Origin of the sequence: Pseudomonas sp. AOB-7 (genome assembly GCF_003696305.1) — a bacterium.
Lineage (GTDB): Bacteria > Pseudomonadota > Gammaproteobacteria > Pseudomonadales > Pseudomonadaceae > Aquipseudomonas.
Genome location: NZ_RFFK01000006.1, coordinates 39,846 through 64,007 on the forward strand (window position 1 = coordinate 39,846; position 24,162 = coordinate 64,007).

A 24,162-nucleotide genomic window follows, 5' to 3' on the forward strand; every position below is an offset into this window, starting at 1 on the left:
CGCCCCGATGGCGCTCAACACCGCTGAAGAACTGATCGAAGACATCCGCGCCGGCAAGATGGTCATCCTCATGGATGACGAGGACCGCGAGAACGAGGGCGACATCATCATCGCCTCCGAATGTGTCACCGCCGAGCACATCAACTTTATGGCCCGCTTTGCCCGTGGCCTGATCTGCATGCCGATGACCCGCGAGCGCTGCGAGCTGCTCAAGCTGCCGCTGATGGCGCCGCGCAACGGTTCCGGCTTCGGCACCAAGTTCACCGTCTCCATCGAGGCCGCCGAAGGCGTCACCACCGGCATCTCCGCCGCCGACCGGGCGCGCACCGTGCAGGCCGCGGTGGCGCGCAATGCGGTGGCCGACGATATCGTCAGCCCCGGTCATATCTTCCCGCTGATGGCCCAACCCGGCGGCGTACTGGCGCGCGCCGGCCACACCGAAGCGGCCTGCGACCTGGCGCGCATGGGCGGCTTCGAGCCGAGCGGGGTGATCTGCGAGATCATGAACGACGACGGCACCATGGCCCGTCGCCCGGAGCTGGAGGCCTTCGCCGAGCAGCACGGTCTGAAGATCGGCACCATCGCCGACCTGATCCACTACCGCCTGATCCACGAGCGCACCGTCGAACGCATCAGCGAGCAGCCGCTGGACACCGAGCTGGGCCAGTTCAACCTGGTCACCTACCGCGACGCGGTGGAAGACACCGCGCACATGGCGCTGACCCTGGGCAAGCTGTGCGCCGAGGAGCCGACCCTGGTGCGGGTGCACAACATGGACCCGCTGCGCGACCTGTTCCTGGTCAACCAGCCGGGGCGCTGGAGCCTGCGCGCGGCCATGGCCGAGGTGGCCAAGGCCGGCAGCGGCGTGGTGCTGCTGCTGGGCAACCCGCTGACCGGCCCGGAGCTGCTGGCCCACCTCGGCCGCCAGCAGCCGGCGACTCCGGCCACCTACAGCACGGTGGGCGCCGGCTCGCAGATCCTGCGCGACCTCGGGGTGCGCAAGATGCGCCTGCTGAGCTCGCCGATGAAGTTCAACGCGATATCCGGCTTCGATCTCGAGGTTGTAGAATACCTGCCGGCTGACTGACAGTGGCCCGAAGGGCCAAAGCTGATGACCCTATCCCATTTATGGGAGAGGGGAGCAACGCCAGCTCCCCTGGGAGCACGAATTTTACTTTTTCGGAGCGCACCGCCGCTCCGGCTCTTTAACCCTAGTGAGACCCGTCATGACCCTGAAGACCATCGAAGGTACCTTCATCGCCCCGAAGGGCAAATACGCCCTGGTGGTAGGCCGTTTCAACAGCTTCGTCGTCGAGAGCCTGGTCAGTGGCGCCATCGACGCCCTGGTTCGCCACGGCGTGAGCGAGAGCGACATCACCATCATCCGCGCGCCAGGTGCCTTCGAGATTCCGCTGGTCACCCAGAAGGTCGCTCAGCGCGGCGAGTACGCGGCGATCATCGCCCTTGGCGCGGTCATCCGTGGCGGCACTCCGCACTTCGAATACGTCGCCGGCGAGTGCACCAAGGGTCTGGCTCAGGTGTCCATGGAGTACGGCGTACCGGTCGCCTTCGGCGTGCTGACCGTCGACTCCATCGAACAAGCCATCGAACGTTCCGGCACCAAGGCGGGTAACAAGGGTGCCGAAGCTGCGCTGTCTGCCCTGGAAATGGTCAGCCTGCTGGCGCAGTTGGAGGCCAAGTGAGCAACTCCGGTAACGGCCAGCCGGCCAAGAAGGGCCCCAGCGGCAAGATTCTCGCCCGCCGCGAGGCCCGTACCCTGGCCATGCAGGCCCTGTACTCCTGGCACATCGCCGGCCAGCCGCTGAACGAGATCGAAGCGCAGTTCCGCGTCGACAACGATTTCAGCAAGGTCGACGGCGCCTACTTCCACGAGATCCTGCATGGCGTGCCGCGGCAGAAGACCGAGCTGGACGAGGCCTTCACGCCGCTGCTCGATCGCCCGCTGGCAGAGATCGATCCGGTCGAGCTGGCCATCCTGCGCCTGTCCACCTACGAGCTGAAGAACCGCGTCGACGTGCCCTACAAGGTGGTGATCAACGAGGGCATCGAGCTGGCCAAGGTGTTCGGTGCCACCGACGGGCACAAGTTCGTCAACGGCATCCTCGACAAGCTGGCGCCCAAGCTGCGTGCCGCCGAAGTGGGTGCCAACAAGCGTTGAGCATGGATCGCGTTGTCCGAGCACCCTCACCCCCAACCCCTCTCCCAGAGGGAGAGGGGAGGCTCCATGGGTGAGTTCGAGCTGATCGGCCACTACTTCGCTGCCGCCCCCTGCGCCCAGGGCGGCGACGGCGTGGTTCGCGGCATCGGCGACGACTGCGCGCTGCTGGCGCTGCCCGCCGGCGAGCAGTTGGCGGTGTCCACCGACACCCTGGTCGCCGGGGTGCATTTTCCCGAATCCTGCGATGCCTTCCTGCTCGGCCAGCGTGCGCTGGCGGTATCGGCCAGCGACCTGGCCGCCATGGGCGCCACGCCCCTGGCCTTTACCCTGGCCCTGACCCTGCCCGCCGCCGAGGACATCTGGCTGGCCGAGTTCGCTCGCGGCCTGCAGCTGATGGCGCAGAACTGTTCGCTGGCGCTGGTCGGCGGCGACACCACGCGCGGCCCGCTGAGCCTGACCCTGACCGTGTTCGGCCGGGTGCCGGCTGGCCAGGCGCTGACTCGCTGCGGCGCGCGGGTCGGCGATCTGCTCTGCGTCGGCGGCAGTCTCGGCGACGGTGCCGGCGCGTTGCCGCTGGTGCTGGGGCAGCGGACGGCCGCGGCCGAACTCGCCGAGCCCCTGCTGGCGCGCTACTGGTCGCCGCAGCCGCAGCTGGCGCTGGGCCAGGCCCTGCGCGGGCGGGCCACGGCGGCGCTGGATATCTCCGACGGTCTGCTCGCCGACTGCGGGCATATCGCCAAGGCCTCGGGTGTCGCCCTGCAGGTCGAACAGGCGCGGCTGCCGCTGTCGCCGGCATTGCTGGCGTTCGCCGGCGAGCGGCAGGCGCTGGCCTGTGCGCTGAGCGGTGGCGACGACTACCGACTGGCCTTTACCCTACCGCCAGCCTTGCTCGCCGACCTGCAGGCCGATTGGCCCGAGGTGCGCGCCATCGGCCGGGTGCTGGCCGGCAACGGCGTGCAGCTGCTGGATGGTGCGGGGCGGCTCGTCGCGCCGCCGCACAGCGGTTACCAACATTTCTGACAGGATGAATGCCGCGTGACCGATCACCCCAACCAGGTTCCCGCCGAGTACGTCCCGCCTTCGGTGTGGCGCAATCCCTGGCACTTCATCGCCTTCGGCTTCGGCTCCGGCACCCTGCCCAAGGCACCGGGCACCTGGGGCTCGCTGGTGGCGCTGCCGTTCGTGCCGCTGTGGCAGATGCTGCCGGACTGGGGCTACTGGCTGATGCTGGGGGTGACCATGCTGTTCGGCTTCTGGCTGTGCGGCAAGGTCGCCGATGACTTGCGGGTGCACGACCACGAAGGCATCGTCTGGGACGAGATGGTCGGCATGTGGATCACCCTGTGGCTGGTGCCCGAGGGCTGGGTCTGGCTGCTGCTAGGCTTTCTCATGTTCCGCCTGTTCGACATCGTCAAGCCCTGGCCGATCCGCTGGATCGACCGCCATGTGCACGGCGGCGTCGGCATCATGCTCGACGACGTGATCGCCGGGGTGTTCGCCTGGCTGGCCATGCAGGGCCTGGTCTGGGGCTGGGACAGCTACGCGGCATCGTTGGGCTTCTAGAGGGCAAGGGCATGGCGCTGACGGGCTGGCTGCTGGCCGGCGTGTTGCTGCTGATCGGGGCGAGCGGGGCGCAGGCGCAGGACGCCCCGCCCGGCGAGATCCGCCTGGCCAGCGAGGTGTGGAACGGGCACACCCATGCCGATGGCACCGGGCTGGCCTGGGACGTGCTGCGCCGGGTGTTCGAGCCGGCCGGCGTCGCCTTGCGCATTCACAGCGTGCCCTATACCCGTTCCATCGGCCTGGTGCAGCGTGGCGAGGCCGATGCCTGGGTGGGCTCCTACCGCGACGAGGTCAGCGAGGGCGTGTTCTACCCGCGCTGGCACTACGACGCCGACCAGATCACCGCGCTCGGCCTGCGCGACAAGCCGCAACTGACCCTGGATAACCTCGCCGACTACCGCCTGGCCTGGATGCGCGGCTACGGCTACCAGGCCTATCTGCCGAATGTGCGCGACTACCGGGAAATTCACCGGCGCAGCGGTATCCTCGGCATGCTCGAGCTGGGCCACGCGGATTTCTATATCGACGCCCGCACCGAGGTGGACGACGTGCTGAGCGAGGCGCCGGACGCCGGGCGTTACCGCATCAGCGAACTGACCCGCCTGCCGCTGTACCTCGGCTTCGCCGACACCCCGCGCGGCCGCAGCCTGGCCGAGGTCTACGACCGACGTCTGGGCGAGCTGGTGGCCAGCGGCGAGTTGCGCCCGCTGTTCCAGCACTGGCAGCAACCCTATCCCTTCGACTGAGCCGGGAGGCCGTCCCCATGCATTTGCGCCACTGCCTCGTTGTCCTCGGCCTGCTGTTCGGCCCGCTGTGCTGGGCCGCCTCGCAGGTGCAGGTGGTCGGCCTGTTCCCCGGCGCGGCGGTGCTCAACGTCGACGGCCAGCGCAAGCTGGTGCGGGTCGGCCAGAGCGGGCCGGGCGGGGTGCAGGTGGTCAGCGTCGACAAGCAGGGTGCGGTGCTGCGCGTCGACGGCGTCGAGCGCAGCTATCCGCTGAGCCGCGAATACAGCGCCGGCTTCGCCGAACCGGTGAAGAAGCGCCTGAGCATCGCCAAGGGCATCGGCGGCCACTACTGGGTGGCCGGCTCGATCAATGGCCAGAGCGTGCAGTTTCTGGTGGATACCGGCGCCACCTCGGTGGCGCTCAACGAGGGGCATGCCAAGCGCCTGGGCATCGACTACCGGGTCAGCGGCCGGCCGCTGCAGGTCAACACCGCGAGCGGTATCGCCCGCGGATGGCAGGTCAAGCTGGATCGGGTCAAGCTCGGCGAGCTGGAGGTGCTCGGCGTCGAGGCCGTGGTGCTGGAGGGCGGCGCGCCGCACGAGGCGCTGCTGGGCATGAGCTACCTCGGCCGGGTCGGCTGGCGTGAGGAGCAGGGGATGCTGGTGCTCGAATCCAAGCTTTGAGAATCAGCTCAAAGTCTGCTGCGCGTCGGCACTGCCACGTTAAAAGCAGGCTCGGAATGCTCATTTACAATCCGTAGACTCCGCTTCCTCGCCTGCTTTTGCCTTGCATTGCTCTAGCTCGCGAGACTTTGAGCCGATTCTGATCGTGCGAATTGAGCGTTTCGATACTGATGATCGGCAATTCTGACTGACCCGGCGGCGGGGCCTGCTGATACAATGCCGCCCCTGTTTCGTACTCATTGCTAGGAGTATCCGGTGTCCGTCGTGTTCGTCGCCGCCTCCCAACTGCCCACGCCCTTCGGCGTGTTCACCATGCACGGCTTCCTCGACCAGGCCACCGGCAAGGAACACGTCGCCCTGACCTTCGGCGCTGTGGCCGACGGCGCGCCGGTGCTGGGCCGCCTGCACTCCGAGTGCCTGACCGGCGACGCCCTGTTCAGCCTGCGCTGCGACTGCGGCGCGCAGCTGCAGGCGGCGCTGCAGGCGATCGCCAACGAAGGCCGTGGCGTGCTGCTGTACCTGCGCCAGGAAGGCCGCGGCATCGGCCTGCTGAACAAGATCCGCGCCTACGAGTTGCAGGACGGCGGCGCCGACACCGTCGAGGCCAACGAGCGCCTGGGCTTCGGCGCCGACCAGCGCGACTACGCGATCTGCCAGCCGATGCTCGAGCACCTGGGCATCAAGAGCCTCAAGCTGATGACCAACAACCCGCGTAAGGTCAAGGCGCTGGGCGACATGGGCATCGCCGTGGATCACCGCGTGCCGCTGCAGATCGAGCACAACCCCTACAACAAGCGCTACCTCGCCACCAAGGCCGGCAAGCTCGGCCATATGCTGGGCAACCAGCACCAGGGCGAGGCCGAGGACAGCCTGTGACCCGCGGCCAGGTCAAGCGCCGTCTGGCGCTCGCCTGGTGGCGTCAGCTGGGCGTGGCCCTGGCACCCTTGTTCGTCTTCAACCTGCTGTTCGGCGGCGGCGCCACCACGGTGCTGAGCCTGCCGCTGTTCGTCGCCGGGCTGGCCTCGATGTTCGTCAGCCTGCCGCTGTTCGCCGCCTACAAGCGTGCGCTGATCGCCACCGACAAAGCCCTGGACAGCGACGCCGAGCCGGCCGCCTGGCTGGAGCTGGATCGTGTGCGTTTGCGCGCGCTGCTCGGCGCGGCGCTGCCGGCCTGGATCGCCGCCCTGGCGGTGCTGGCCGGGCTGGAGGCGATACCCCTGGTGCTGCTGGCGCTGTCGAGCATCGTCCTGCACTGTCTCTACCGCATTCCCCGCCAACTCGGCTGATGCGCGCGCTGCTGTTGGCCCTGTGTCTGCTGGCCCTGCCGCTGGCGGCCGCACCACGGGTGGTCAGCCTGGCGCCGTCGCTCAGCGAGATCATGCTCGAGCTGGATGCCGCCGACCTGCTGGTCGGCGTGCTGGCAGGCGACGAGCATCCCGCCGCGCTGGCCCAGTTGCCCACCGTCGGCCGCTACGGCCAGCTGGAGTTCGAGCGCCTGCTGCAGCTGGCGCCCGACTTGATCCTGATCGCTCCAGGCAGCGTGCCGGCGGCGCAGCAGGCGCAGTTGCAGCGTTTCGGCATTCCCCTGCTGGTGGTCGAGCCGGCGCGCCTCGAGCAGTTGGCCGAGGCCTTTATCCTTATCGCCGAGCGTATCGGTCGCGCCGAACGGGGCGAGCGGCTGGCGGCGGAGTTTCGCACCGAGCTGGCCGGGTTGCGCCAGCGTTACCGGCGCGAGCGGCCGTTGGCGGTGTTCTATCAGGTCTGGCACCAGCCGCTCTACACCATCGGCGGCGAGCAGCTGATCGGCGATGCGCTGGCGGTGTGCGGCGCGCGCAACCTGTTCGCCGACCTGAGCCAGCCGGCGCCCCAGGTCGGCATCGAGGCGGTGTTGGCGCGCGACCCCGAGGTGATTCTCGGCGGCAGCAATGCCGAACTGTCGAGCTGGCAGGCCTGGCCGCAGCTGCGCGCGGTGCGCCGCGGCCAGGTCTGGGCGGTGCCGGACAGGGGCCTGGAGCGGCCCAGCCGGCAGATGCTCGGCGCCATCGAGCGGCTGTGCGAGCGGCTGGCCACGGCGCGTTAGCCTGGAGCGGCTTGGTGCACCGTGAGCACCGGGATCAGAGTTGCGGTGTCCAGGTCAGCGAGAGCAGGGCGCTGCGGCCTTCCTCGCGGTAGCCGTAGTAACTCACGCTACCGAAGAAGGGGTCGTTCGGTCGGCTGTACAGCGCCTGGGAATAGTCCTTGTCCAGCAGGTTGTCGACCTTGACCTGCCACAGCAGCTCCTCGTTCATCCGCCAGCTGGCCCGCGCGCCCAGCAGGCCGTAGCCGGCGATCTCGCGGGTGTTGGCGGCATCGTCGTAGCGGCCGGAGACGGCCTGCCAGGTGAGGCCGGCGGCGAAGGCGCCGAACTGACGATCCAGATCCAGGCTCAGGCTGCGTTTGGCGCGGCGCGGCAGGGTGTGGCCGCTGTCGCGATCACGTGGGTCGAGCAGGCTGGCGCCGAGAGCGGCCTGCCAGCCCAGCACCTCGCGTTCCAGGCTCAGTTCCAGGCCTTGCAGGCGTGCCTGGTTGACGTTCATCGGGGTGCTGAAGAAGGTCAGCGGATCGCTGACCACGGTGATCAGGTCTTCGACCTCGGTGCGGTAGGCCGACAGGCTCCAGCGGCTGTCCAGGTGCTCGCCGCGCAGTTGCACCTCGTAGGTCTTCGAGCGCTCGGGGGCCAGGTTCGGGTTGCCGCCATAGAACGAGCTGGTGGGGAAGTACAGGTCGTTGAAGGTGGGCGCGTGGAAGCCCTCGCCGTAGCTCAGCAGCAGCTCGAGACGCTCGCTCAGGTCCAGGCTCAGTGCCGCGTTCCAGGTGTTCTCGCTGCCGAACTGCTGGTTGTCGTCGTGGCGCAGGCCCAGCTCGGTGGCGAAGCCCTCGCCACGGAAGCGGTGCTGGACGAAGGCGGCCCGGTTCCAGCGCTCGGTCTGGCTGAACTCGCTGTCGCTGCCCAGGCGGTCCTCGTACCAGTCGAGACCGAGCAGCAGCTGCTGGGCGTCGCTCAGTTGCAGGGTGTTGAGCCAGCCCGCGCTGTCGCGGTAGGTGTTGTACTGATAGTTGTTGCTGGCGTTCAGCGGGTCGCGGTTGTCGCTCTTGTCCTCGCCGTGGCCGAGCTCCAGGCGACTGCTCCAGCGCTCGGCGAGCTGCGCCTCGAGATGGGCCGCGGCAGTGGAAACGCTGAAGCGCTCGCTGGGGTTGCCCGGCACGAAGCTGAACAGGTCGTCGTACTCGCTCTCGCCATGCTGTTCGAGCAGGCTCAGACCGCCTTCGAGGCGTTCGTTGAAGCGGTGCTGCAGGCTCAGGTTGAAGGCCTTGCGGCGCAGGCCGTCGTGGTCGCCGTCATAGCCGCGAGCGTCTGCTGAGCGGTCGAAGCCGGCGCGCTCGACCAGGCTGGCGCCGAGGTCGAAGCGCGTGCGCTGGTCGCCGCCGGACAGTCCCAGGCTGCGTTCGAAGGTTTGCTGGCTACCGGCGGCCAGGCGCAGGCGCGGTTGCAGGCCGGCCTCGCCCTGGCGGGTGAAAATCTGGATCACCCCGCCGATGGCGTCGGCGCCATACAGCGCCGAACGTGGGCCGCGCACCACCTCGATGCGCTCGATCTGCTCGGGGCTGAGGAATTCCAGGCGGGCCAGGCCGCTGGCGGCGGCATTCAGACGCACGCCGTCGACCAGCACCAGGGTCTGGTTGGCGTTGGCGCCACGCAGAAACAGGCTGGTCAGGCTGCCGCGGCCGCCGTTCTGCACGATGGATACGCCGGGAACGCGGCTGAGCAGATCGGGCACGCTGCTGACCTGCAAACGCTCGATATCCGCCCGCTCGAACACCGTGGTGGCGGCGGTGGCCTGGGCTTGTGGTTCGGCCAGGCGCCCGGAGGTGATCACCAGCGGCTCGGCGGCGTAGGGTTCGGCGGCCAGGGCGAGGCCGGGCAGAACGGCGATGGCCAGGGCCAGGGGGGACAGTTTCATCAGGGGTATTCCTCAAAGGTCGGCAGACGTTCGAGGAGGGCAGGGGGCAAGCGCGCGCAGGGCGGCGCTTGACGGTGCGGCCCTCCGCAACACCAGTCGCACCGCCGGGGCCGGTCTCCGGGCTCACGACCCCGGTCCGCCTTCCCGGGAATACCCAGTGGCCGTGGACAAGGTGCAGGCTTGCGGCCTGCCGTCGATTACCGTTGCGGGGGCAGCGTCGGGATTGCCCGGATGGGCGCACCGACTTCCCGTTTCACGCCGTGTTAGCGGCGCACCCTGGCGGAACATGCAATGCCGCGCACCCTAGTGCGCGGCGGGATGAATGACAAGCAAGGCCGGCTCATTCAGCGATGAGCGGGTCTCATGTTCAGGCGGGCAGCTGGGCCAGTCGCGCGCGCACCGCGGCTTCGATGCCGGCCTGGTCGAGGCCACATTCTTTGAGCATCTGCGCCGGCTTGGCGTGTTCGACGTAGTAGTCGGGCAGGCCCAGCTGCAGCAGCGGCTTGACGATGTTCTCGGCGGCGAGGAACTCGCCGACCGCGCTGCCGGCGCCGCCCATCACCGCGTTTTCCTCGATGCTCACCAGCAGCTCGTGGCTGGCCGCCAGTTCGCGCAGCAGGGCGGCGTCCAGCGGTTTGACGAAACGCATGTCGACCACCGTGGCGTCCAGCGTCTCGCCGACCTGCAGCGCCTCGGCCAGTTGCACGCCGAAGGCCAGCAGGGCGACGCGGCGGCCCTGGCGACGGATCAGGCCCTTGCCGATTTCCAGCGGCGCCAGGCCTGGGGCGATGGTGGCGTTGGGGCCGCTGCCGCGCGGGTAGCGCACCGCCGCCGGGCCGTCGAACAGGTAGCCGGTGGTGAGCATGCGGCGCAGCTCGTTCTCGTCGCTGGGGGTCATCACCAGCATGCCGGGGATGCAGCGCAGGTAGGAGATATCGAAGCTGCCGGCGTGGGTCGGGCCGTCCTCGCCGACCAGGCCGGCGCGGTCGATGGCGAACAGCACGTCGAGGTTCTGCACCGCGACGTCGTGGATCAGCTGGTCGTAGCCGCGCTGGAGGAAGGTCGAGTAGATCGCCACCACCGGCTTGACCCCGTCGCAGGCCATGCCGGCGGCCAGGGTCACGGCGTGCTGCTCGGCGATGGCGACGTCGAAGTAGCGCGCCGGGAAGCGTTCGGCGAAGGCCACCAGGTCCGAGCCTTCCTTCATCGCCGGGGTGATGCCGACCAGGCGCGAGTCTGCTGCGGCCATGTCGCACAGCCACTGGCCGAACACGTTGGAGTATTTCGGGCCGGACGGCCGTTTCTGGCTGGAGAGCGGCGCGGCATCGGGCTTGACCGGCTCCAGCTTGGTAATGGCGTGGTAGCCGATCGGGTCGGCCTCGGCCGGGGCGAAGCCCTTGCCCTTCTTGGTCACCACGTGGAGGAACTGCGGGCCGTCCAGGTCGCGCATATTGCGCAGGGTGGCGAGCAGGGTGGGCAGGTCGTGGCCGTCGATGGGGCCGATATAGTTCCAGCCCAGTTCCTCGAACAGGGTGCCGGGCACCAGCATGCCCTTGGCGTGTTCCTCGGTCTTGCGCGCGATCTCCCAGGCGCCAGGCAGGCGCGAGAGGATCTTCTTGCTGCCCTCGCGCATGCTGGCGTAGGTGCGGCTGGAGAGGATCTTGGCCAGGTAGTTGGACAGCCCGCCGACATTCTTGGAGATCGACATGTCGTTGTCGTTGAGCACCACCAGCATGTTGGCGCCGACCTCGCTGGCGTGATTGAGTGCCTCGAAGGCCATGCCGGCGGTCAGCGCGCCGTCGCCGATCACCGCCACGCTCTTGCGCCGCTCGCCCTGCAGGCGGGCGGCGATGGCCATGCCCAGTGCGGCGCTGATGCTGGTGCTGGAGTGGCCGACGCCGAAGGTGTCGTACTCGCTCTCGCTGCGGCGCGGGAAGGCGGCCAGGCCGTCCTTCTGGCGCAGCGTGGCCATGCGCTCGCGGCGGCCGGTGAGGATCTTGTGCGGATAGGCCTGGTGGCCGACGTCCCACACCAGGCGGTCGTCGGGGGTGTCGAAGACGTAGTGCAGGGCGATGGTCAGCTCGATCACGCCGAGGCCGGCGCCGAAATGGCCACCGCTCTGGCCGACGCTGTACAGCAGGTACTGGCGCAGTTCGTCGGCGAGGGTTTCCAGGTCCGCTTCGGCCAGCCGGCGCAGCTCGTCCGGCGTGTTGGCGCGGTCCAGCAGGGGCGTCAGCGGGCGCTCGCGGGGGATCTCGTGGAAAGTGGTCGGCATCAGGCGAATCGTTATAGGCGTAAAAAGATGCGCAGTTTACCCGAAAACCACCGCCGCAAGCTTCAAGCCCTGCGCGACAGGCCGGCGCCCCTGCGCCAGGCCTCTACCAGGTATCGACGAACGGCCGCTTGCGCCCCTCGCGCCTCGCCGGTCGGGGCGTGGCGGCCAGCCCGCGGAGCAGCCAGGCGCGGCTGTCGGCCGGGTCGATCACCGCATCGATTTCCAGGTAGCTGGCCATGTTCAGCGCCTTGCCGTTGTCGTAGGCCTTGGCCACCAGCTTGTCGAACAGCGCCTGGCGCGCGGCGGCGTCCGCCTGGGCCGCCAGCTCCTTGGCGAAACCCAGGCGCACCGCGCCCTCCAGGCCCATGGCGCCGAACTCGGCGCTGGGCCAGGCGGCGGTGAACAAGGGCGCGTGGAAACTGCCGGCGGCCATGGCCTGGGCGCCGAGGCCGTAGCCCTTGCGCAGCACCAGGGTGAAGAAGGGCACCGTGAGGCTGGCGGCGGTGACGAACAGGCGCGAGACGTGGCGCACCGTGGCCTGTTTCTCCGCCTCCGGGCCGACCATGAAACCGGGGGTATCGCACAGCGAGACAATGGGCAGGTCATGCGCCTCGCACAGTTGCAGAAAGCGCGCGGCCTTGTCGCCGGCCACGGCATCGATGGCGCCACCCAGGTGCGCGGGGTTGTTGGCGATCAGGCCGAACGGCTTGCCTTCGATGCGGATTAACGCGGTGATCAGGCCGGGGGCGAACTGGCGGCGCAGTTCCAGCACGCTGCCGTGATCGGCCAGCAGCTCGATGACCTGGCGGATGTCGTACACGCGCAGGCGGTTTTCCGGGATCACCTGGCGCAGCTCACGAGGATCGCTGCATTGCCAGTCGCTCACCGGGCCCTGGAAATACCCCAGGTACTGCTTGGCCACGGCGACCGCTGCGGCTTCGTCTTCGACCAGCACGTCGATCACCCCATTGGGGCCTTGCACGCTGGTCGGACCAACCTGCTCGGGAGTGAAACTGCCCAGGCCGCCGCCCTCGATCATCGCCGGGCCGGCCATGCCGATAGTCGCGTTACGGGTGGCGATGATCACGTCACAGCAGCCGAGCAGCGCGGCGTTACCGGCGAAGCAGCGGCCGGAGACCACGCCCACCGTCGGCACCAGGCCGGAGAGCTTGGCCATGGCGACGAAGGTGTGGCAGTCCAGCCCGGCCACGCCAACGAAATCGGTATCGCCCGGCCGCCCACCGCCGCCTTCGGCGAACAGCACCACCGGCAGGCGCCACTGCGCCGCGAGGCCGAGCAGGCGGTCGGTCTTCTTGTGGTTCATCACGCCCTGGGTGCCGGCGAATACCGTGTAGTCGTAGGCGATGGCCAGGCAGCGCGCCGCCTCCGCGCCGAACTGCGCGGCGTTCACCGTGCCGGTGCCGCCGATCAGGCCGTCGGCCGGGCTCAGCTCCAGCAGTTCTTCGGCCGAACGCCGGCGGCGCTGGGCGGCCAGGGCCAGGGCGCCGTACTCGTTGAAGCTGCCCTCGTCCAGCAGGTCGGCGAGGTTCTCGCGCGCGGTGCGCTGGCCGCTCTTGCGCCGCTTGGCCACGGCCTCGGGGCGGCGCGCATCGGTCAGGCGCGCATGGCGTTCCAGCACTTCGGCCAGGTCGGCGCGGATATGCGCCAGGTCGACGGCCTGCTCGCCGTGGGCGTCGAGGCTGTCCACCTCGGCCGGCTGCAGAAACGCCAGCGCCTGGCCCTCACCGATGGCGTCACCGGGTGCAACCGTCAGCGCGCGGACGATGCCGCTGTGCTCGGCCTTGACCTCGAACTCCATCTTCATCGCCTCCAGTACGGCGATGCGCTGACCGGCGGCCACGGCGTCGCCTTCGGCCACCGCCAGGCTGACCAGCACGCCGGCGCTGGGCGCGCTGAGGGCCAGGGTGCCGGGCGGGGCGTCGAGGCTGGATCTGGCGCTTTGCGCAGATGCGTCGCCGGCAAAGTAGCGGTGCGGATGCGCCTGTTCGCGGGCGGCCAGCAGCTCGCTCAGGTGACGTTCGACATAGGTGGTGTCGACCTGATTGGCCAGCACCTCGTCGCGCTGCAGCAGGTTCTGCAGCAGGTGCAGGTTGCTCGCCACGCCTTCGAGGCGAAACTCGCACAGCCCCCGGTAGGCGCGGCGCAGGGCGCCGGGGTAGTCGCTGGCGCTGGCGATCAGCTTGGCGATCAGCGAGTCGTAGGCCGGGCTGACGGCGTAGCCGGTATAACCGCAGCCATCCACGCGCAGGCCGGGGCCGCTGGGCGGCTGGTAGGCGCCGAGCACGCCGCTAGCCGGGCGCGCGCTGCCATCGGCGTGCAGGGTTTCCAGATTCAGGCGCAGCTGTACGGCATAACCTTTCGCTGGCGGCGGAGTGAGCAGGCCCAGCTCGGCCAGGCTGCTGCCGGCGGCCAGGTGCAGTTGCGTATGCAGCAGATCGATGCCGGCGACCTGCTCGGTGACGGTGTGCTCCACCTGCACGCGCGGGTTGGCCTCCATGAAGTAGAAGCGCCCGGGCTGGTCGAGGTCGAGGAGGAATTCGAAGGTGCCGATGCCGCGATACTGCACCTCGGCGGCCAGGCGCAGGGCGCTGGCGATGATGGCCTCGCGGGCGACGGCGTCCAGATCCGGGCTGGGGGCGATTTCCACCAGCTTCTGGTGACGGCGCTGCAGGCTGCAGTCGCGCTCCCACAGATGGCTGACCGCGCCGCTGCCGTCGCCGAGCACCTGCACTTCGATATGCCGGGCGCGGCGCACGCGCTTCTCCACGTACAGCGCGCCGCTGCCGAAGGCGCCCTCGGCCTCGGAGGCGCAGCGGGCGAAGGCCTCGGCCAGCTGCGCGGCATCCTCCACTGCACGCATGCCGCGCCCGCCGCCGCCGGCCAGGGCCTTGAGCATCACGCTGCCGTGCTCGGCGAGAAAGTCCGCGGCCTGCTCCGGCGTCACCGCCTGGTTGATCCCCGGTACCAGCGGCACTGCGCAGCGTTCGGCCAGGGCGCGGGCGGCGGCCTTGTCGCCGAACAGTCGCAGGGTTTCTGGCGTCGGACCGACGAAGGTCAGCCCCGCATCCTGGCAGCGGCGGGCGAATTCGGCGTTCTCGGCGAGAAAACCGTAGCCGGGGTGGATGGCGCTGCAGCCGTGCGCGCGGGCGACGGCAATGAGCTGATCCATGTCCAGATAGGCCGACGGGCCGCGTCCAGCCAGTGGCACGGCCAGGTCGGCCTTGCGTATGTGCAGGCAGGCGCTGTCGTCCTCGGCGTACACCGCCACGCTGCGGATACCGAGGTCGGCGCAGGCCTGGGCGATGCGGATGGCGATCTCGCCGCGGTTGGCGATCAGCAGGGCGGAAAAGGGCATGGCGGCTCCGGACGTCTTGTCGTTATGGAGCCATCTTAGGAGGCTGGTCGCGGGGGTAAAGCAAGCCTTATATGGCGATCATGCTGGTATAGATGGTGATGATGACGTTGGCCGCAGGGCGCGCCACCGCCTATCGGCTAGCTGCGCCGCTCGACGATATAGCGCGCCAGCTCGCGCAGCGGCTCGGCCTGGCTGCCGAAGGGGCGCAGCAGGTGCAGGGCCTGGTCGCGCAGTTCCAGGGCATAGGCCTTGGCGGCGTCGAGGCCGAGCAGGGCGGGGTAGGTGGGTTTGTGGTTGGCCTCGTCCTTGCCTTGGGTCTTGCCCAGGGTGGCGGTGTCGCTCTCCACGTCGAGAATGTCGTCCTGCACCTGGAAGGCCAGGCCGATGGCGCGGGCGTACTGCTGCAGCGCCTTGAGGCCGAGCTCGTCGGCGTTGCCGCTGGCCAGGGCGCCGAGCTGCACGCTGGCCTCGATCAGCGCGCCGGTCTTGTGCCGGTGCATGGTTTCCAGGGCGCTCTGGTCGAGCGGCAGGCCCACCGCGCCGAGGTCGATGGCCTGGCCGCCGACCATGCCGGCCGGGCCGGCGGCGGCGCTCAGGGCCACGATCATCTGCAGGCGGGTCTCGGCGTCCTGCGGGTTGCGCCGGCGGTCGGCGAGCACCTCGAAGGCCAGGCTCTGCAGGCCATCGCCGGCGAGGATGGCACTGGCCTCGTCGAAGGCCTTGTGAGTGGTGGGTTGGCCGCGGCGCAGGTCGTCGTCGTCCATCGCCGGCAGGTCGTCGTGCACCAGCGAGTAGGCGTGAATCAGCTCCACCGCACAGGCGGCGCCATCGGCGCGATCCAGCTTGCCGCCCAATGCCTCGCAGGCGGCGTAGACCAGCAGCGGGCGCACGCGCTTGCCGCCGTTCATCACGCTGTAGCGCATGGCCTGGTAGAGGCGTTCGAGCTCCGCGCGCGGGGCCTGGAACAGCGGCTCGAGGGCGGCGTCGACGCGGGCCTGGCAGCTCGCCTGGTAGGCCTTGATCATGCCACCGGGTCCGCGTCGAACGGCGCCGGCTCCAGCTCGCCGTCGCGCTCCAGGAGGATCTGCACCTTCTGCTCGGCCTGGGCCAGGGCGGCCTGGCACTCGCGGGTCAGGCCGATGCCCTGCTCGAAGGCGGTCAGCGAGTCTTCCAGCGACAGCTCGCCGCTCTCCAGGCGCTCGACCAGCGCCTGCAGCTCGGCGAGGGAATGTTCGAAGTCGGGGGCGGCTTTCTTGCGGGCCATGGCGGCGGGTCTCGGGCAGCGTAGAAACGGGCGCGACACTAGCAGAGCCGCGCCCCTCGGGCAAATCAGCGGGGCCGCTGGCCAGGTCGGGGCGTAGGTTGGCGCGTAGGTTGGTGCTGAGCGCAGCGAAGCCCAACGCCTAGCGCATGTAGGTGACCCAGAAGTAGTACAGCGTCATCCCGCTACCCACCAGAATGACCAAGGCGCGCAGCAGCGCCGGCGGCAGCTTCTCGCCCAGTGCGCCGCCGGCGTAGCCGCCGATGGTGGCGCCGGTGAGCAGGATGGCCAGCTCGTACCAGCTGACCCGCCCGGCGATGACGAAGGTCAGGGTGGCGATGCTGTAGATCACCGCCGAGATCAGGTTCTTCAGCGCGTTGGCGCGGGCCAGGGCGTGGCCCTCGATGGAGAAGGCGGCCAGCTGCAGGATGCCCATGCCGGCGCCGAAGTAGCCGCCGTAGATCGACACGCCGATATGCGCGCCCAGTGACAGCGGCGTGTGCGGCGGGTGTTCGGATTCCCTGTTCTTGCGCCGCTCGGCCAGCCAGCGTCCCAGCCAGGGGCTGGCGGCGAACAGCGCGGTGGCGGCCAGCAGCAGCCAGGGGATCAGCACGCGGAATACGTCGTCGCCGCCGGCCAGCAGCAACAGGCCGCCGAGCAGACCACCGGCCAGGCCTGCCAGCAGCAGCGGGATCAGGTAGCGCCCCAGCGGGCGCAACGAGGCGCGCGCGGCCCAGGCGCCGGCCAGGCTGGCCGGCCACAGGGCCACGGCGTTGGTGGCATTGGCCGTCACCGGCGGCAGACCGGCGGCGAGCAACGCCGGAAAGGAGAAGAAGGTGCCGCCGCCGGCCAGGGCATTCATGCCGCCAGCGGCGAAACCGGCGAGGACCAACAGCAGCAGATCGGGCAGGGACATGGCGCAGGCTCGCACAAAAAGAGTGCAGCATAGAGCTGACCATTCGGTCAGCCAAGTGCGACCAAAGTGCCTGGCACCGTCGCGTCAGTCGCGGTTGATCTGCGGCTGCAGAATCCACTCGGCGCTGTCGTTCCAAACATCCATGCGGGTGATCAGGCCGTCGCGCACCTCGAAGCGGTCGAGGTAGCGATTGCCGGAGAAGCTGCGGCCGTCCGGCCACTGGCCGTAGAGGGTGCCGTTGGAATACACCACGCAGTGGTCGGCATGCTCGGTCCAGTCGAACTGGCCCATGGCTTTCTTTACCCAGTTGTAGCGACTGCCGTTGAAGGCGGTGATGGCCTGGGCATCGGGCATGGCGCGGCCGCCGGTGAAGGTGATGCGCACGTCGGCGGCCATGTAGCGGGCGGCGCCCTGTGGATCGGGGATCATCGACAGTTCGAGGAACTGGCGAACCAGGGTGACGGCGGGGTGTTCGCTGGGCATGGGTTCTCCTTGGACCTGGCTGCATCCTGCTGGTGCGTCGTGCCAGGCAATGGGGCGGTTTCTGAAGTGGCGCCATGGACAAGGCCCGTATTTGCGGGCTTTGCCGGGGTGGCACCTGTTTTGCTAGCAATGTTTGTGCAAAAGCTAGCAATTAGGAGAATGCCATGTCCACGCTATTGTCGTTTCCGCGTCGTCTGAAGCCGTGCCTGGCTGCGGCGTTCGCGTTGAGTTGTTGGTTTTCCCTGTCCGCACAGGCGGCCGAGCCGATCAAGGTCGGCCTGGTGGCGGCGCTGTCCGGGCAGTCGGCGAAATCCGGCGAGGCGCTGACCCGCGGCCTGACCATCGCCATCGACGAGGTCAACGCCCAGGGCGGTGTGCTCGGGCGTCCGCTGCAATTGGTGCGCCGCGATGACGAAAGCAACCCGTCCAAGGGGCTGCTGGCGGCGCGCGAGCTGATCCAGCGGGAGAAGGTCGCGGTGCTCTTCGGCGGGCTGGATACGCCGGTGTCGCTGGCCATCGTGCCGCTGGCCAATCAGATGAAGATGCCGTTCATGGGGGTATGGGCGGCCGGCACGCCGATCACCCGCAACGGCGCCGCCGACAACTACGTGTTCCGCGTGTCGGCGGTGGACGAGCTGGTGGACGAGGCGCTGGTCAGCTATGCGCAGAAGCACTTCGCCACCCAGAAGCCGGGGATGATCCTGATCAACAACCCCTGGGGCGAATCCAACGAGCAGGGTTTCCGCAAGGCGCTGGCGGCGCGTGGCATGCCGGTGGCCGGGGTGGAGCGCATCGAGGGCAGCGATCTCGATGTGGTGCCGCAGCTCAGTCGGCTCAAGCAGGCCGGCGCCGATACCCTGCTGCTGGTGGCCAACGTCGCGCCGTCGGCGCAGGTGGTCAAGTCGCTCGATCGCATGGGCTGGGACGTGCCGGTGGTGTCGCACTGGGGGCCGGCTGGCGGACGTTTCGGTGAGCTGGCCGGGCCCAATGCCGGGCGCGTGCACTTCATCCAGACCTACACCTTCAGCCAGGAGGGCGACGCCAAGGGCGAGGCGATCTTCGCCGCGCTGCAAAAGCGCTATCCGGAGATCAAGAGCCTGGCCGACGTCACCCCGGCGGTGGGCATCGCCAACGCCTACGACGCCCTGCACCTGACCGCGCAGGCCATCGCCGCCGCGGGCAGCACCGAGGGGCCGGCGATCCGCGACGGCTACTACGGCATCCAGCGCTACGAAGGCCTGATCAAGACCTACGAGAAACCGTTCAGCGCCGAGCAGCACGATGCCCTGGGCGTGGACGACTACGTGTTCACCCGCTTCGAGGGTGACGAAATCGTGCCGATCCAGCACTGAGCCAGCCAGTCCGGCCGCGGCAGCGGCCGGTGGAGGATTTGCCATGCTTACCGCCGCAATCATCAGCGGGCTCGGCCTGGGCAGCATGTATGCGCTGCTCGCCCTGGGCTTTCACATCACCTACGTGGTGTCGCGTACCGTCAACTTCGCCCAGGGCAGCGCCATGATGATCGGCGCGGTGCTCGGCTACAGCCTCTGCGTCACCGCCGGCCTGCCCTGGTGGCTGGCGGCTGTCTTGAGCCTGGCGCTGTGCGCGCTGTACGGCCTGGCCATCGAACTGTTCCTGGTGCGGCCCTTCCACAGCCGCGGTTCGGAAGCCTGGCTGATGGCCACGGTGGCGGGCGGCATCCTAGTGGACAACCTGGTGCTGTTCAGCTTCGGCAAGGAGCCGCGTCAGTTCGACGTGGCCCTGCTGCATCAGCACCTGCAGGTGCTGGGCAGCAATGTCCAGGCGCTGCAGCTGCTGATCCCTCTGGCCGGTGCCGGCATCGCCCTGGCGCTGTACCTGGTGCGCCGCTACACGCGCCTGGGCAAGGTGCTCGAGGCCTGTGTGCAGAATCCGCGTGCGGCGCAGCTGATGGGGATTCGGGTCAACCGCGTGGTGGCCTGCGCCTTCGCCGTGTCGACGGTGTTCGCCGGCATCGCCGGGCTGTTGATCGCGCCGCTGTACAACGTGCATGCCGACATGGGCACGCTGTTCGGCCTCAAGGCGTTCGCCGTGGCCATTCTCGGCGGTATCGCCAGCGCCAACGGGGTGTTCCTCGCCGGCCTGCTGTTCGGCCTGACCGAGGCGCTGATCACTCTGCAGTTCGGCTCGGCCTTCACCCAGATCTTCACCTTCGGCCTGGTCATCATCGCCCTGGCGCTGCGCCCCAACGGCCTGTTCGGCAAACAGACATTGGTGAAAGTATGAACCTGAGCAACCGCTACCTGGCGCCAAGCGGCCTGGCCGCGCTGGCGCTGCTGGGCAGCAGCCTGGCCTTCGTGCTGGACAGCTATTCGCTGCTGGTCTTCACCTTCTGCGCGCTGGCGGCCGTGGTCGGCGTCGGCCTGAACATCCTCATGGGCCTGTCCGGGCAGATTTCCTTCGGCCATATCGCCTTCTACGCCATCGGCGCCTACATCTCGGCGCTGCTGCTGATGGCCGGCTTGCCGCTGGGCCTGGCGCTGATCATCGCCGGACTCGGCAGCGGCCTGGTCGGTGCCCTGCTGGCGCTACCGGCGCTGCGTGTCACCGGGCCCTACCTGGCGATGGTGACCATCGCCTTCGCCTTCATGGTTCACCACGGGCTGATCGAGTGGCAGTCGCTGACCGGCGGTGCCAACGGCCTGATCGGTATTCCCATGCCCGCGTTTGGCGGGCTGGACGGCAATACCGGCCTGGCCCTGCTGGCCACCGCGCTGATGGTGGCGGCGCTGGCCTTCTACCGGCGCCTGCAGGGCAGCGGCTGGGGGCGGGCGATGCGCGCGGTGAAGTCGACGGAAATCGCCGCGCGTTCGCTGGGCTTCAACCCGATGCAGACCAAGACCCTGGCCTTCGCCCTGTCGGCCACCCTGACCGGTATGGCCGGCGGCCTGGTGGCGCCGCTGATGATGTTCATCAGCCCGGACTCCTTCCCCTTCTCGCAGTCGATCCTGTTCGTCCTGGCGGTGATAGTCGGCGGCAGCGGCACGCTGTTCGGCCCGGTGCTCGGGGCGCTGCTGATCGTGCTGCTGCCGGAGATGCTCTCGGGCCTGGCCGAGTACCGTCTGCTGATCTTCTCCATGCTCCTGCTCGCGGTGCTCTGGCTGGCGCCGCGCGGTGTGCTCGGCGCTTTGCAGCAGCGCTGGTGGCAGGCGCCGCCGGCCTACGCGCCGAAGAGTGCCAACCGTCATCTGCTGGCGCGCTGGTTCGAGCGCAGCGGTGGTGAGGCGCAAGGACTGCAGGTGCGCGACGTTGGCATCCGCTTCGGCGGCGTGCAGGCGGCCAGCGCGATCAGCTTCAGTGCCGAGCAGGGCAGCATCACCTCGGTGATCGGCCCCAATGGCGCCGGCAAGACCACCCTGCTCAACCTGATCAGCGGCTTCTATGCGCCGGACAGCGGGCAGATCGAGCTGGAACAGCAGCTGGCCGGCCTGCCGGCCTGGAAGATCGCCCGCGCCGGCATCGCCCGCACCTACCAGACCACCCAGTTGTTCGGCGAAATGAGCGTGCTGGAGAACCTGCTGGCGGCCATGCAGCAGGGCCAGCTCGGCCTGCCGCTGGCGCGCCCGCCGGCCGAGCAGGAAGAGCTGGCGCTGAACCTGTTGGCGCTGGTGGGCTATCGCGGCTCGGTGACCTGCGCCGCGGACGATCTGCCGCATGTCGACCGGCGTCTGGTGGAAATCGCCCGCGCCCTGGCCAGTCGGCCACGGGTGCTGCTGCTCGACGAGCCGGCCGCCGGCCTCAGTCGTAGCGATACCGACCGCCTGGCCGTGCTGTTCAAAACCCTGGCCGGCTTCGGTATCGCGGTGATCCTGGTGGAGCACGACATGCCGCTGGTGATGGCGGTGTCGCAGCGCATCCTGGTGCTCGACGCCGGCCGTCCGATTGCCTGGGGCACTCCGGACGAGGTGCGACAGGACCCGCGGGTGGTCGCCGCCTACCTGGGCAGCACCGACTACCAGGCGCAGCCGCGTGACGCGGCCTGGGACGGCAGCCGCGACGCCATCCTGTTCGTCAAGGACCTGGTGGTCGACTACGGCGCCGCGCCGGTGGTGCAAGGCGTGGATCTGCTGGTCAATCCCGGCGAGCTGGTGGCGATTCTCGGCGCCAATGGCGCCGGCAAGTCGAGCATCCTGCAGTGCCTGGCAGGGCTCAAGCGGCCGTCGTCGGGCCTCGTGGTGCTGGACGACGTCAATATCGAGAAAGCCGAGGCCAGCGCCATCGCCGCGCGCGGCCTGGCCCTGGTGCCGGAGGGGCGACAGTTGTTCCCCCAGCTCAGCGTGCGCGACAACCTGCTGCTGGGCGCCTACACCCGTACCGACCAGGTGGATTCCGAGGCCGAGATCGAAGCCATCCTGCGCCGCTTCCCGCGCTTGCGCGAGCGCCTGGACAGCCCGGCTGGGCTGCTTTCCGGTGGCGAGCAGCAGATGGTCGCGGTGGGCCGCGGACTGATGGCCAAACCGCGCATCCTGCTGCTTGACGAGCCCTCGCTGGGCCTGGCGCCGGCGATGATCGCCGAGCTCTACGATGCCCTGGCGAGCCTGCGCGACGAAGGCGTGACCCTGCTGCTGGTGGACCAGATGGCCAACCTCGCACTGCAGGTGGCCGACCGCGCCTATGTGCTGGAGACCGGGCGCATCGTCAAATCCGGCAGCGCTGCCGAGCTGCGCAACGACCCCGAGCTGGAAGCCGCCTACCTGGGGGAGAGCGCCGCATGAGTGCGTGGTATCTGCACAACCTGCGTTTGCCGGACGCGCCCACCCGCCTCGCCGAGCTGCGGGTGGAACGGGGCCGCTTCGTCGATGCCTTCAGCGCCGACGCCTGCCCGCGCGAGCTGGACCTGGGCGGCGGCCTGGTGCTGCCGGGGCTGATCGAAACCCATATCCACCTGGACAAGGCCTGCATCCTCGAACGCTGCAACCTGCGCGCCGGCACCCTGGCCGAGGCCATCGCCGAGACCTCGGCGGCCAAGGCCGGCTTCACCGAGGCGGATGTCTACCAGCGCGGCGCACGGGTGCTGGAGCTGGCCATCGCCCAGGGCACCATGCATATGCGCACCCACGTCGAGATCGACCCGCAGATCGGCCTGACCGGTTTCAACGCGGTACGCCGGCTGCAGGCCGACTACGCCTGGGCGCTGGACCTGCAGCTCTGCGTGTTCCCCCAGGAGGGCCTGCTCAACAATCCGGGCACCGAGGCGTTGCTGTGCCAGGCGTTGGCGCAGGGCGCCGAGGTGCTCGGCGGCTGCCCCTATACCGACAGCGATCCGCATGGGCAGATCCGCCGCTTGTTCGAGCTGGCGGTGGCGCACGATTGCGATCTGGACTTCCACCTGGACTTCGACCTCGACCCAGCGGGCATGACCCTGCCCGAGGTGCTGCGCTGTACCGAGCGGCACGGCTGGGGCGGCCGGGTTACCGTCGGCCATGCGACCAAGCTGTCGATGCTGGCGGCCGAGCCGCTGCAGGCGATCACCGCGCAACTGGCCGCGGCCGGGGTGCAGGTGACCTGCCTGCCGAGCACCGACCTCTACCTCGGCGGCCGCCAGTGCAGCCATGGCAAACCGCGCGGGCTGGCGCCGCTGGAGCGCTTGCACGCCGGCGGGGTGACTTGTTCGCTGTCGACCAACAACCTGGGCAACCCCTTCACCCCCTACGGCGACGCCTCGTTGATCCGCCAGGCCAACCTCTACGCCAACGTCGCCCAGCTCGGCACCCACGCCGAGCTGCAGACCTGCCTGGGCTGGATCTCCAGTGATTCGGCGCGCCTGCTGCGCCTGCGCGACTACGGCCTGGCACCGGGTTGCCGGGCGGATTTCATCGTCCTCGATGCGCCGCACCCGGCCGCGGTGATCGGCGAACTCAGCCCGCCGCTGCTGGGCTTCAAGAACGGTCGGCAGACCTTCGTACGGGAGCGGCCACGGCTGCTGCGGCCGAGTGATTAGAGCTCGGCGAGCGCCTCGCGCAGGTTGACCTCGACGTTCTGCTCCTGATGCAGGGCCAGCTGGCCTTCCAGTTCGTCGAGGTGCTCGATCATCAGCACCACGGCCTGCTCGCGCTGGCCGGCGGCGAGGGCGTCGAGCACCTGCTGGTGCTCGTCCGAGGCGCAGGAGGGCACGTCGTTGCGCTGGTACAGGGCGACGATCAGCGAGCTGCGCACCATCAGGTTGTCGAGGATGTCGCGCAGCACCGCGTTGCCGCAGATCTCGCCGAGCATGCGGTGGAACTCGCTGAGCTCGCGGACGATGGCGCGGCGGTCGCTGCTGCTGGTGGCGGCGCGTTCCTTGGCCATCTGTGCGGCGATGCGCTCGGCATGCTGCTGCATGATCGCTGGGGTGATCGCCTCGACTATGGCGCGCTCCACCGCGCGGCGGGCGGCGAACACGTCGCGCGCCTCCTGGGCGCTGGGTTGCGCGACCAGGGCGCCGCGGTTGGGCTCGATGGTGACGATCTTCTGCATCGCCAGGCGTTGCAGGGCCACCTGCACATGGTTGCGGTTGGCCTGCAGCGACTCGACGATCTGCGCCTCGATCAGGCGCATGCCGGGCGGCAGGCGATGTTGGGCAATGGCCTTGGCCAGCGCATCGACGATGCGCTGCACCTCCTGCTGTTTGGCGGTCACGGTCTTCTCGGCCATCGAATCAACGCTCTTGCGGGCAATGGCG

The 24,162-nt window shown here is 69.0% G+C and carries 22 protein-coding genes and 1 riboswitch; of the genes, 14 read left to right on the plus strand and 8 right to left on the minus strand.

The window, feature by feature from the left end; genetic code table 11:
* Positions 1 to 7 precede the first annotated feature (7 nt).
* The 10 genes from ribBA to EA796_RS13160 all read left to right on the plus strand — a co-directional run bounded on the left by ribBA (position 8) and on the right by EA796_RS13160 (position 7,230).
* Positions 8 to 1,087 (plus strand): bifunctional 3,4-dihydroxy-2-butanone-4-phosphate synthase/GTP cyclohydrolase II, encoded by a 1,080-nt coding sequence (gene ribBA / locus EA796_RS13115; RefSeq protein ID WP_021444361.1) that lies wholly within the window; start codon positions 8 to 10, stop codon positions 1,085 to 1,087.
* Between the two features lie 139 nt (positions 1,088 to 1,226).
* Positions 1,227 to 1,703, plus strand: a complete 477-nt coding sequence (gene ribE, locus EA796_RS13120) for a 6,7-dimethyl-8-ribityllumazine synthase (protein ID WP_012019761.1) — start codon at positions 1,227 to 1,229, stop codon at positions 1,701 to 1,703.
* Positions 1,700 to 2,179: a transcription antitermination factor NusB gene (gene nusB / locus EA796_RS13125; RefSeq protein ID WP_021444362.1), complete on the plus strand. Its 480-nt coding sequence runs from the start codon at positions 1,700 to 1,702 to the stop codon at positions 2,177 to 2,179. Before ribE ends, nusB begins: the two co-directional genes overlap by 4 nt.
* Before the next feature lie 66 nt (positions 2,180 to 2,245).
* Entirely contained in the window at positions 2,246 to 3,199 is a 954-nt protein-coding gene (thiL, locus tag EA796_RS13130; RefSeq protein ID WP_122108920.1) for a thiamine-phosphate kinase, read from the plus strand.
* A 15-nt stretch (positions 3,200 to 3,214) separates the two neighbouring features.
* Positions 3,215 to 3,742, plus strand: a complete 528-nt coding sequence (locus EA796_RS13135) for a phosphatidylglycerophosphatase A (protein ID WP_021442491.1) — start codon at positions 3,215 to 3,217, stop codon at positions 3,740 to 3,742.
* Between the two features lie 11 nt (positions 3,743 to 3,753).
* Positions 3,754 to 4,488, plus strand: a complete 735-nt coding sequence (locus tag EA796_RS13140; protein ID WP_122108921.1) for an ABC transporter substrate-binding protein — start codon at positions 3,754 to 3,756, stop codon at positions 4,486 to 4,488.
* 17 nt (positions 4,489 to 4,505) lie between these two features.
* Positions 4,506 to 5,150 (plus strand): TIGR02281 family clan AA aspartic protease, encoded by a 645-nt coding sequence (locus EA796_RS13145; protein ID WP_122108922.1) that lies wholly within the window; start codon positions 4,506 to 4,508, stop codon positions 5,148 to 5,150.
* A 255-nt stretch (positions 5,151 to 5,405) separates the two neighbouring features.
* Positions 5,406 to 6,026: a GTP cyclohydrolase II gene (gene ribA, locus EA796_RS13150; RefSeq protein WP_021442488.1), complete on the plus strand. Its 621-nt coding sequence runs from the start codon at positions 5,406 to 5,408 to the stop codon at positions 6,024 to 6,026.
* A complete protein-coding gene (locus EA796_RS13155) occupies positions 6,023 to 6,436 on the plus strand; it encodes an MFS transporter (RefSeq protein ID WP_122108923.1) in 414 nt (137 codons plus the stop codon). Before ribA ends, EA796_RS13155 begins: the two co-directional genes overlap by 4 nt.
* Positions 6,436 to 7,230 carry a cobalamin-binding protein gene (locus tag EA796_RS13160; protein WP_021442486.1) on the plus strand — a complete coding sequence of 265 codons (795 nt, stop codon included), beginning with the start codon at positions 6,436 to 6,438 and terminating at the stop codon, positions 7,228 to 7,230. Before EA796_RS13155 ends, EA796_RS13160 begins: the two co-directional genes overlap by 1 nt.
* 34 nt (positions 7,231 to 7,264) lie before the next feature.
* Here the strand turns inward: EA796_RS13160 and EA796_RS13165 are convergent, their stop codons facing one another.
* The 7 genes from EA796_RS13165 to EA796_RS13195 all read right to left on the minus strand — a co-directional run bounded on the left by EA796_RS13165 (position 7,265) and on the right by EA796_RS13195 (position 17,462).
* Positions 7,265 to 9,151, minus strand: a complete 1,887-nt coding sequence (locus EA796_RS13165; protein ID WP_122108924.1) for a TonB-dependent receptor domain-containing protein — start codon at positions 9,149 to 9,151, stop codon at positions 7,265 to 7,267.
* Positions 9,152 to 9,241: 90 nt separating this feature from the next.
* A riboswitch (cobalamin riboswitch) is annotated at positions 9,242 to 9,445 on the minus strand.
* A gap of 73 nt (positions 9,446 to 9,518) precedes the next feature.
* Complete coding sequence (gene dxs, locus EA796_RS13170) at positions 9,519 to 11,426, minus strand: 1-deoxy-D-xylulose-5-phosphate synthase (protein WP_122108925.1); 1,908 nt, start codon at positions 11,424 to 11,426, stop codon at positions 9,519 to 9,521.
* A gap of 103 nt (positions 11,427 to 11,529) precedes the next feature.
* The gene (locus tag EA796_RS13175; RefSeq protein WP_122108926.1) at positions 11,530 to 14,802 is read right to left on the minus strand and encodes a carboxyl transferase domain-containing protein; all 3,273 of its coding nucleotides are present in this window, start codon (positions 14,800 to 14,802) and stop codon (positions 11,530 to 11,532) included.
* Between the two features lie 137 nt (positions 14,803 to 14,939).
* A complete protein-coding gene (locus tag EA796_RS13180; RefSeq protein ID WP_122108927.1) occupies positions 14,940 to 15,827 on the minus strand; it encodes a polyprenyl synthetase family protein in 888 nt (295 codons plus the stop codon).
* Positions 15,824 to 16,066, minus strand: coding sequence for an exodeoxyribonuclease VII small subunit (locus EA796_RS13185; RefSeq protein WP_021444941.1), 243 nt, complete (start codon positions 16,064 to 16,066; stop codon positions 15,824 to 15,826). Before EA796_RS13185 ends, EA796_RS13180 begins: the two co-directional genes overlap by 4 nt.
* Positions 16,067 to 16,205: 139 nt before the next feature.
* A complete protein-coding gene (locus EA796_RS13190) occupies positions 16,206 to 16,979 on the minus strand; it encodes a sulfite exporter TauE/SafE family protein (protein ID WP_122108928.1) in 774 nt (257 codons plus the stop codon).
* A gap of 84 nt (positions 16,980 to 17,063) precedes the next feature.
* Positions 17,064 to 17,462, minus strand: coding sequence for a nuclear transport factor 2 family protein (locus EA796_RS13195; RefSeq protein WP_003244028.1), 399 nt, complete (start codon positions 17,460 to 17,462; stop codon positions 17,064 to 17,066).
* Between the two features lie 164 nt (positions 17,463 to 17,626).
* Here EA796_RS13195 and EA796_RS13200 point away from each other — a divergent pair, with 164 nt between their 5' ends.
* Genes EA796_RS13200 through EA796_RS13215 form a run of 4 tightly spaced genes read left to right on the plus strand, consistent with a single transcriptional unit; the run spans position 17,627 to position 23,442 of the window.
* Positions 17,627 to 18,814: an ABC transporter substrate-binding protein gene (locus tag EA796_RS13200; protein WP_122108929.1), complete on the plus strand. Its 1,188-nt coding sequence runs from the start codon at positions 17,627 to 17,629 to the stop codon at positions 18,812 to 18,814.
* Positions 18,815 to 18,857: 43 nt separating this feature from the next.
* On the plus strand, positions 18,858 to 19,727 hold the full coding sequence (locus tag EA796_RS13205; RefSeq protein ID WP_122108930.1) for a branched-chain amino acid ABC transporter permease: 870 nt from the start codon (positions 18,858 to 18,860) through the stop codon (positions 19,725 to 19,727).
* Positions 19,724 to 22,216, plus strand: coding sequence for an ATP-binding cassette domain-containing protein (locus tag EA796_RS13210; protein ID WP_122108931.1), 2,493 nt, complete (start codon positions 19,724 to 19,726; stop codon positions 22,214 to 22,216). The genes EA796_RS13205 and EA796_RS13210 overlap by 4 nt, the downstream gene beginning before the upstream one ends.
* Entirely contained in the window at positions 22,213 to 23,442 is a 1,230-nt protein-coding gene (locus EA796_RS13215; RefSeq protein WP_122108932.1) for an amidohydrolase family protein, read from the plus strand. The genes EA796_RS13210 and EA796_RS13215 overlap by 4 nt, the downstream gene beginning before the upstream one ends.
* On the opposite strand, the gene EA796_RS13220 is transcribed toward EA796_RS13215, so the two are convergent.
* Entirely contained in the window at positions 23,439 to 24,134 is a 696-nt protein-coding gene (locus EA796_RS13220; protein WP_122108933.1) for a GntR family transcriptional regulator, read from the minus strand. The genes EA796_RS13215 and EA796_RS13220 overlap by 4 nt on opposite strands.
* Between the last annotated feature and the right edge of the window lie 28 nt (positions 24,135 to 24,162).

Excerpts from the sequence above, each read along its gene's own strand:
- EA796_RS13220 (WP_122108933.1), bottom strand. The coding sequence starts at position 24,134 with ATGGCCGAGAAGACCGTGACCGCCAAACAGCAGGAGGTGCAGCGCATC.
- EA796_RS13190 (WP_122108928.1), bottom strand. The coding sequence starts at position 16,979 with ATGTCCCTGCCCGATCTGCTGCTGTTGGTCCTCGCCGGTTTCGCCGCT.
- EA796_RS13200 (WP_122108929.1), top strand. The coding sequence starts at position 17,627 with ATGTCCACGCTATTGTCGTTTCCGCGTCGTCTGAAGCCGTGCCTGGCT.
- EA796_RS13215 (WP_122108932.1), top strand. The coding sequence starts at position 22,213 with ATGAGTGCGTGGTATCTGCACAACCTGCGTTTGCCGGACGCGCCCACC.
- thiL (WP_122108920.1), top strand. The coding sequence starts at position 2,246 with ATGGGTGAGTTCGAGCTGATCGGCCACTACTTCGCTGCCGCCCCCTGC.
- EA796_RS13160 (WP_021442486.1), top strand. The coding sequence starts at position 6,436 with ATGCGCGCGCTGCTGTTGGCCCTGTGTCTGCTGGCCCTGCCGCTGGCG.
- dxs (WP_122108925.1), bottom strand. The coding sequence starts at position 11,426 with ATGCCGACCACTTTCCACGAGATCCCCCGCGAGCGCCCGCTGACGCCC.
- EA796_RS13140 (WP_122108921.1), top strand. The coding sequence starts at position 3,754 with ATGGCGCTGACGGGCTGGCTGCTGGCCGGCGTGTTGCTGCTGATCGGG.
- EA796_RS13180 (WP_122108927.1), bottom strand. The coding sequence starts at position 15,827 with ATGATCAAGGCCTACCAGGCGAGCTGCCAGGCCCGCGTCGACGCCGCC.
- ribE (WP_012019761.1), top strand. The coding sequence starts at position 1,227 with ATGACCCTGAAGACCATCGAAGGTACCTTCATCGCCCCGAAGGGCAAA.
- EA796_RS13185 (WP_021444941.1), bottom strand. The coding sequence starts at position 16,066 with ATGGCCCGCAAGAAAGCCGCCCCCGACTTCGAACATTCCCTCGCCGAG.
- EA796_RS13210 (WP_122108931.1), top strand. The coding sequence starts at position 19,724 with ATGAACCTGAGCAACCGCTACCTGGCGCCAAGCGGCCTGGCCGCGCTG.
- EA796_RS13195 (WP_003244028.1), bottom strand. The coding sequence starts at position 17,462 with ATGCCCAGCGAACACCCCGCCGTCACCCTGGTTCGCCAGTTCCTCGAA.
- ribBA (WP_021444361.1), top strand. The coding sequence starts at position 8 with ATGGCGCTCAACACCGCTGAAGAACTGATCGAAGACATCCGCGCCGGC.
- EA796_RS13165 (WP_122108924.1), bottom strand. The coding sequence starts at position 9,151 with ATGAAACTGTCCCCCCTGGCCCTGGCCATCGCCGTTCTGCCCGGCCTC.
- EA796_RS13175 (WP_122108926.1), bottom strand. The coding sequence starts at position 14,802 with ATGCCCTTTTCCGCCCTGCTGATCGCCAACCGCGGCGAGATCGCCATC.
- EA796_RS13145 (WP_122108922.1), top strand. The coding sequence starts at position 4,506 with ATGCATTTGCGCCACTGCCTCGTTGTCCTCGGCCTGCTGTTCGGCCCG.
- EA796_RS13205 (WP_122108930.1), top strand. The coding sequence starts at position 18,858 with ATGCTTACCGCCGCAATCATCAGCGGGCTCGGCCTGGGCAGCATGTAT.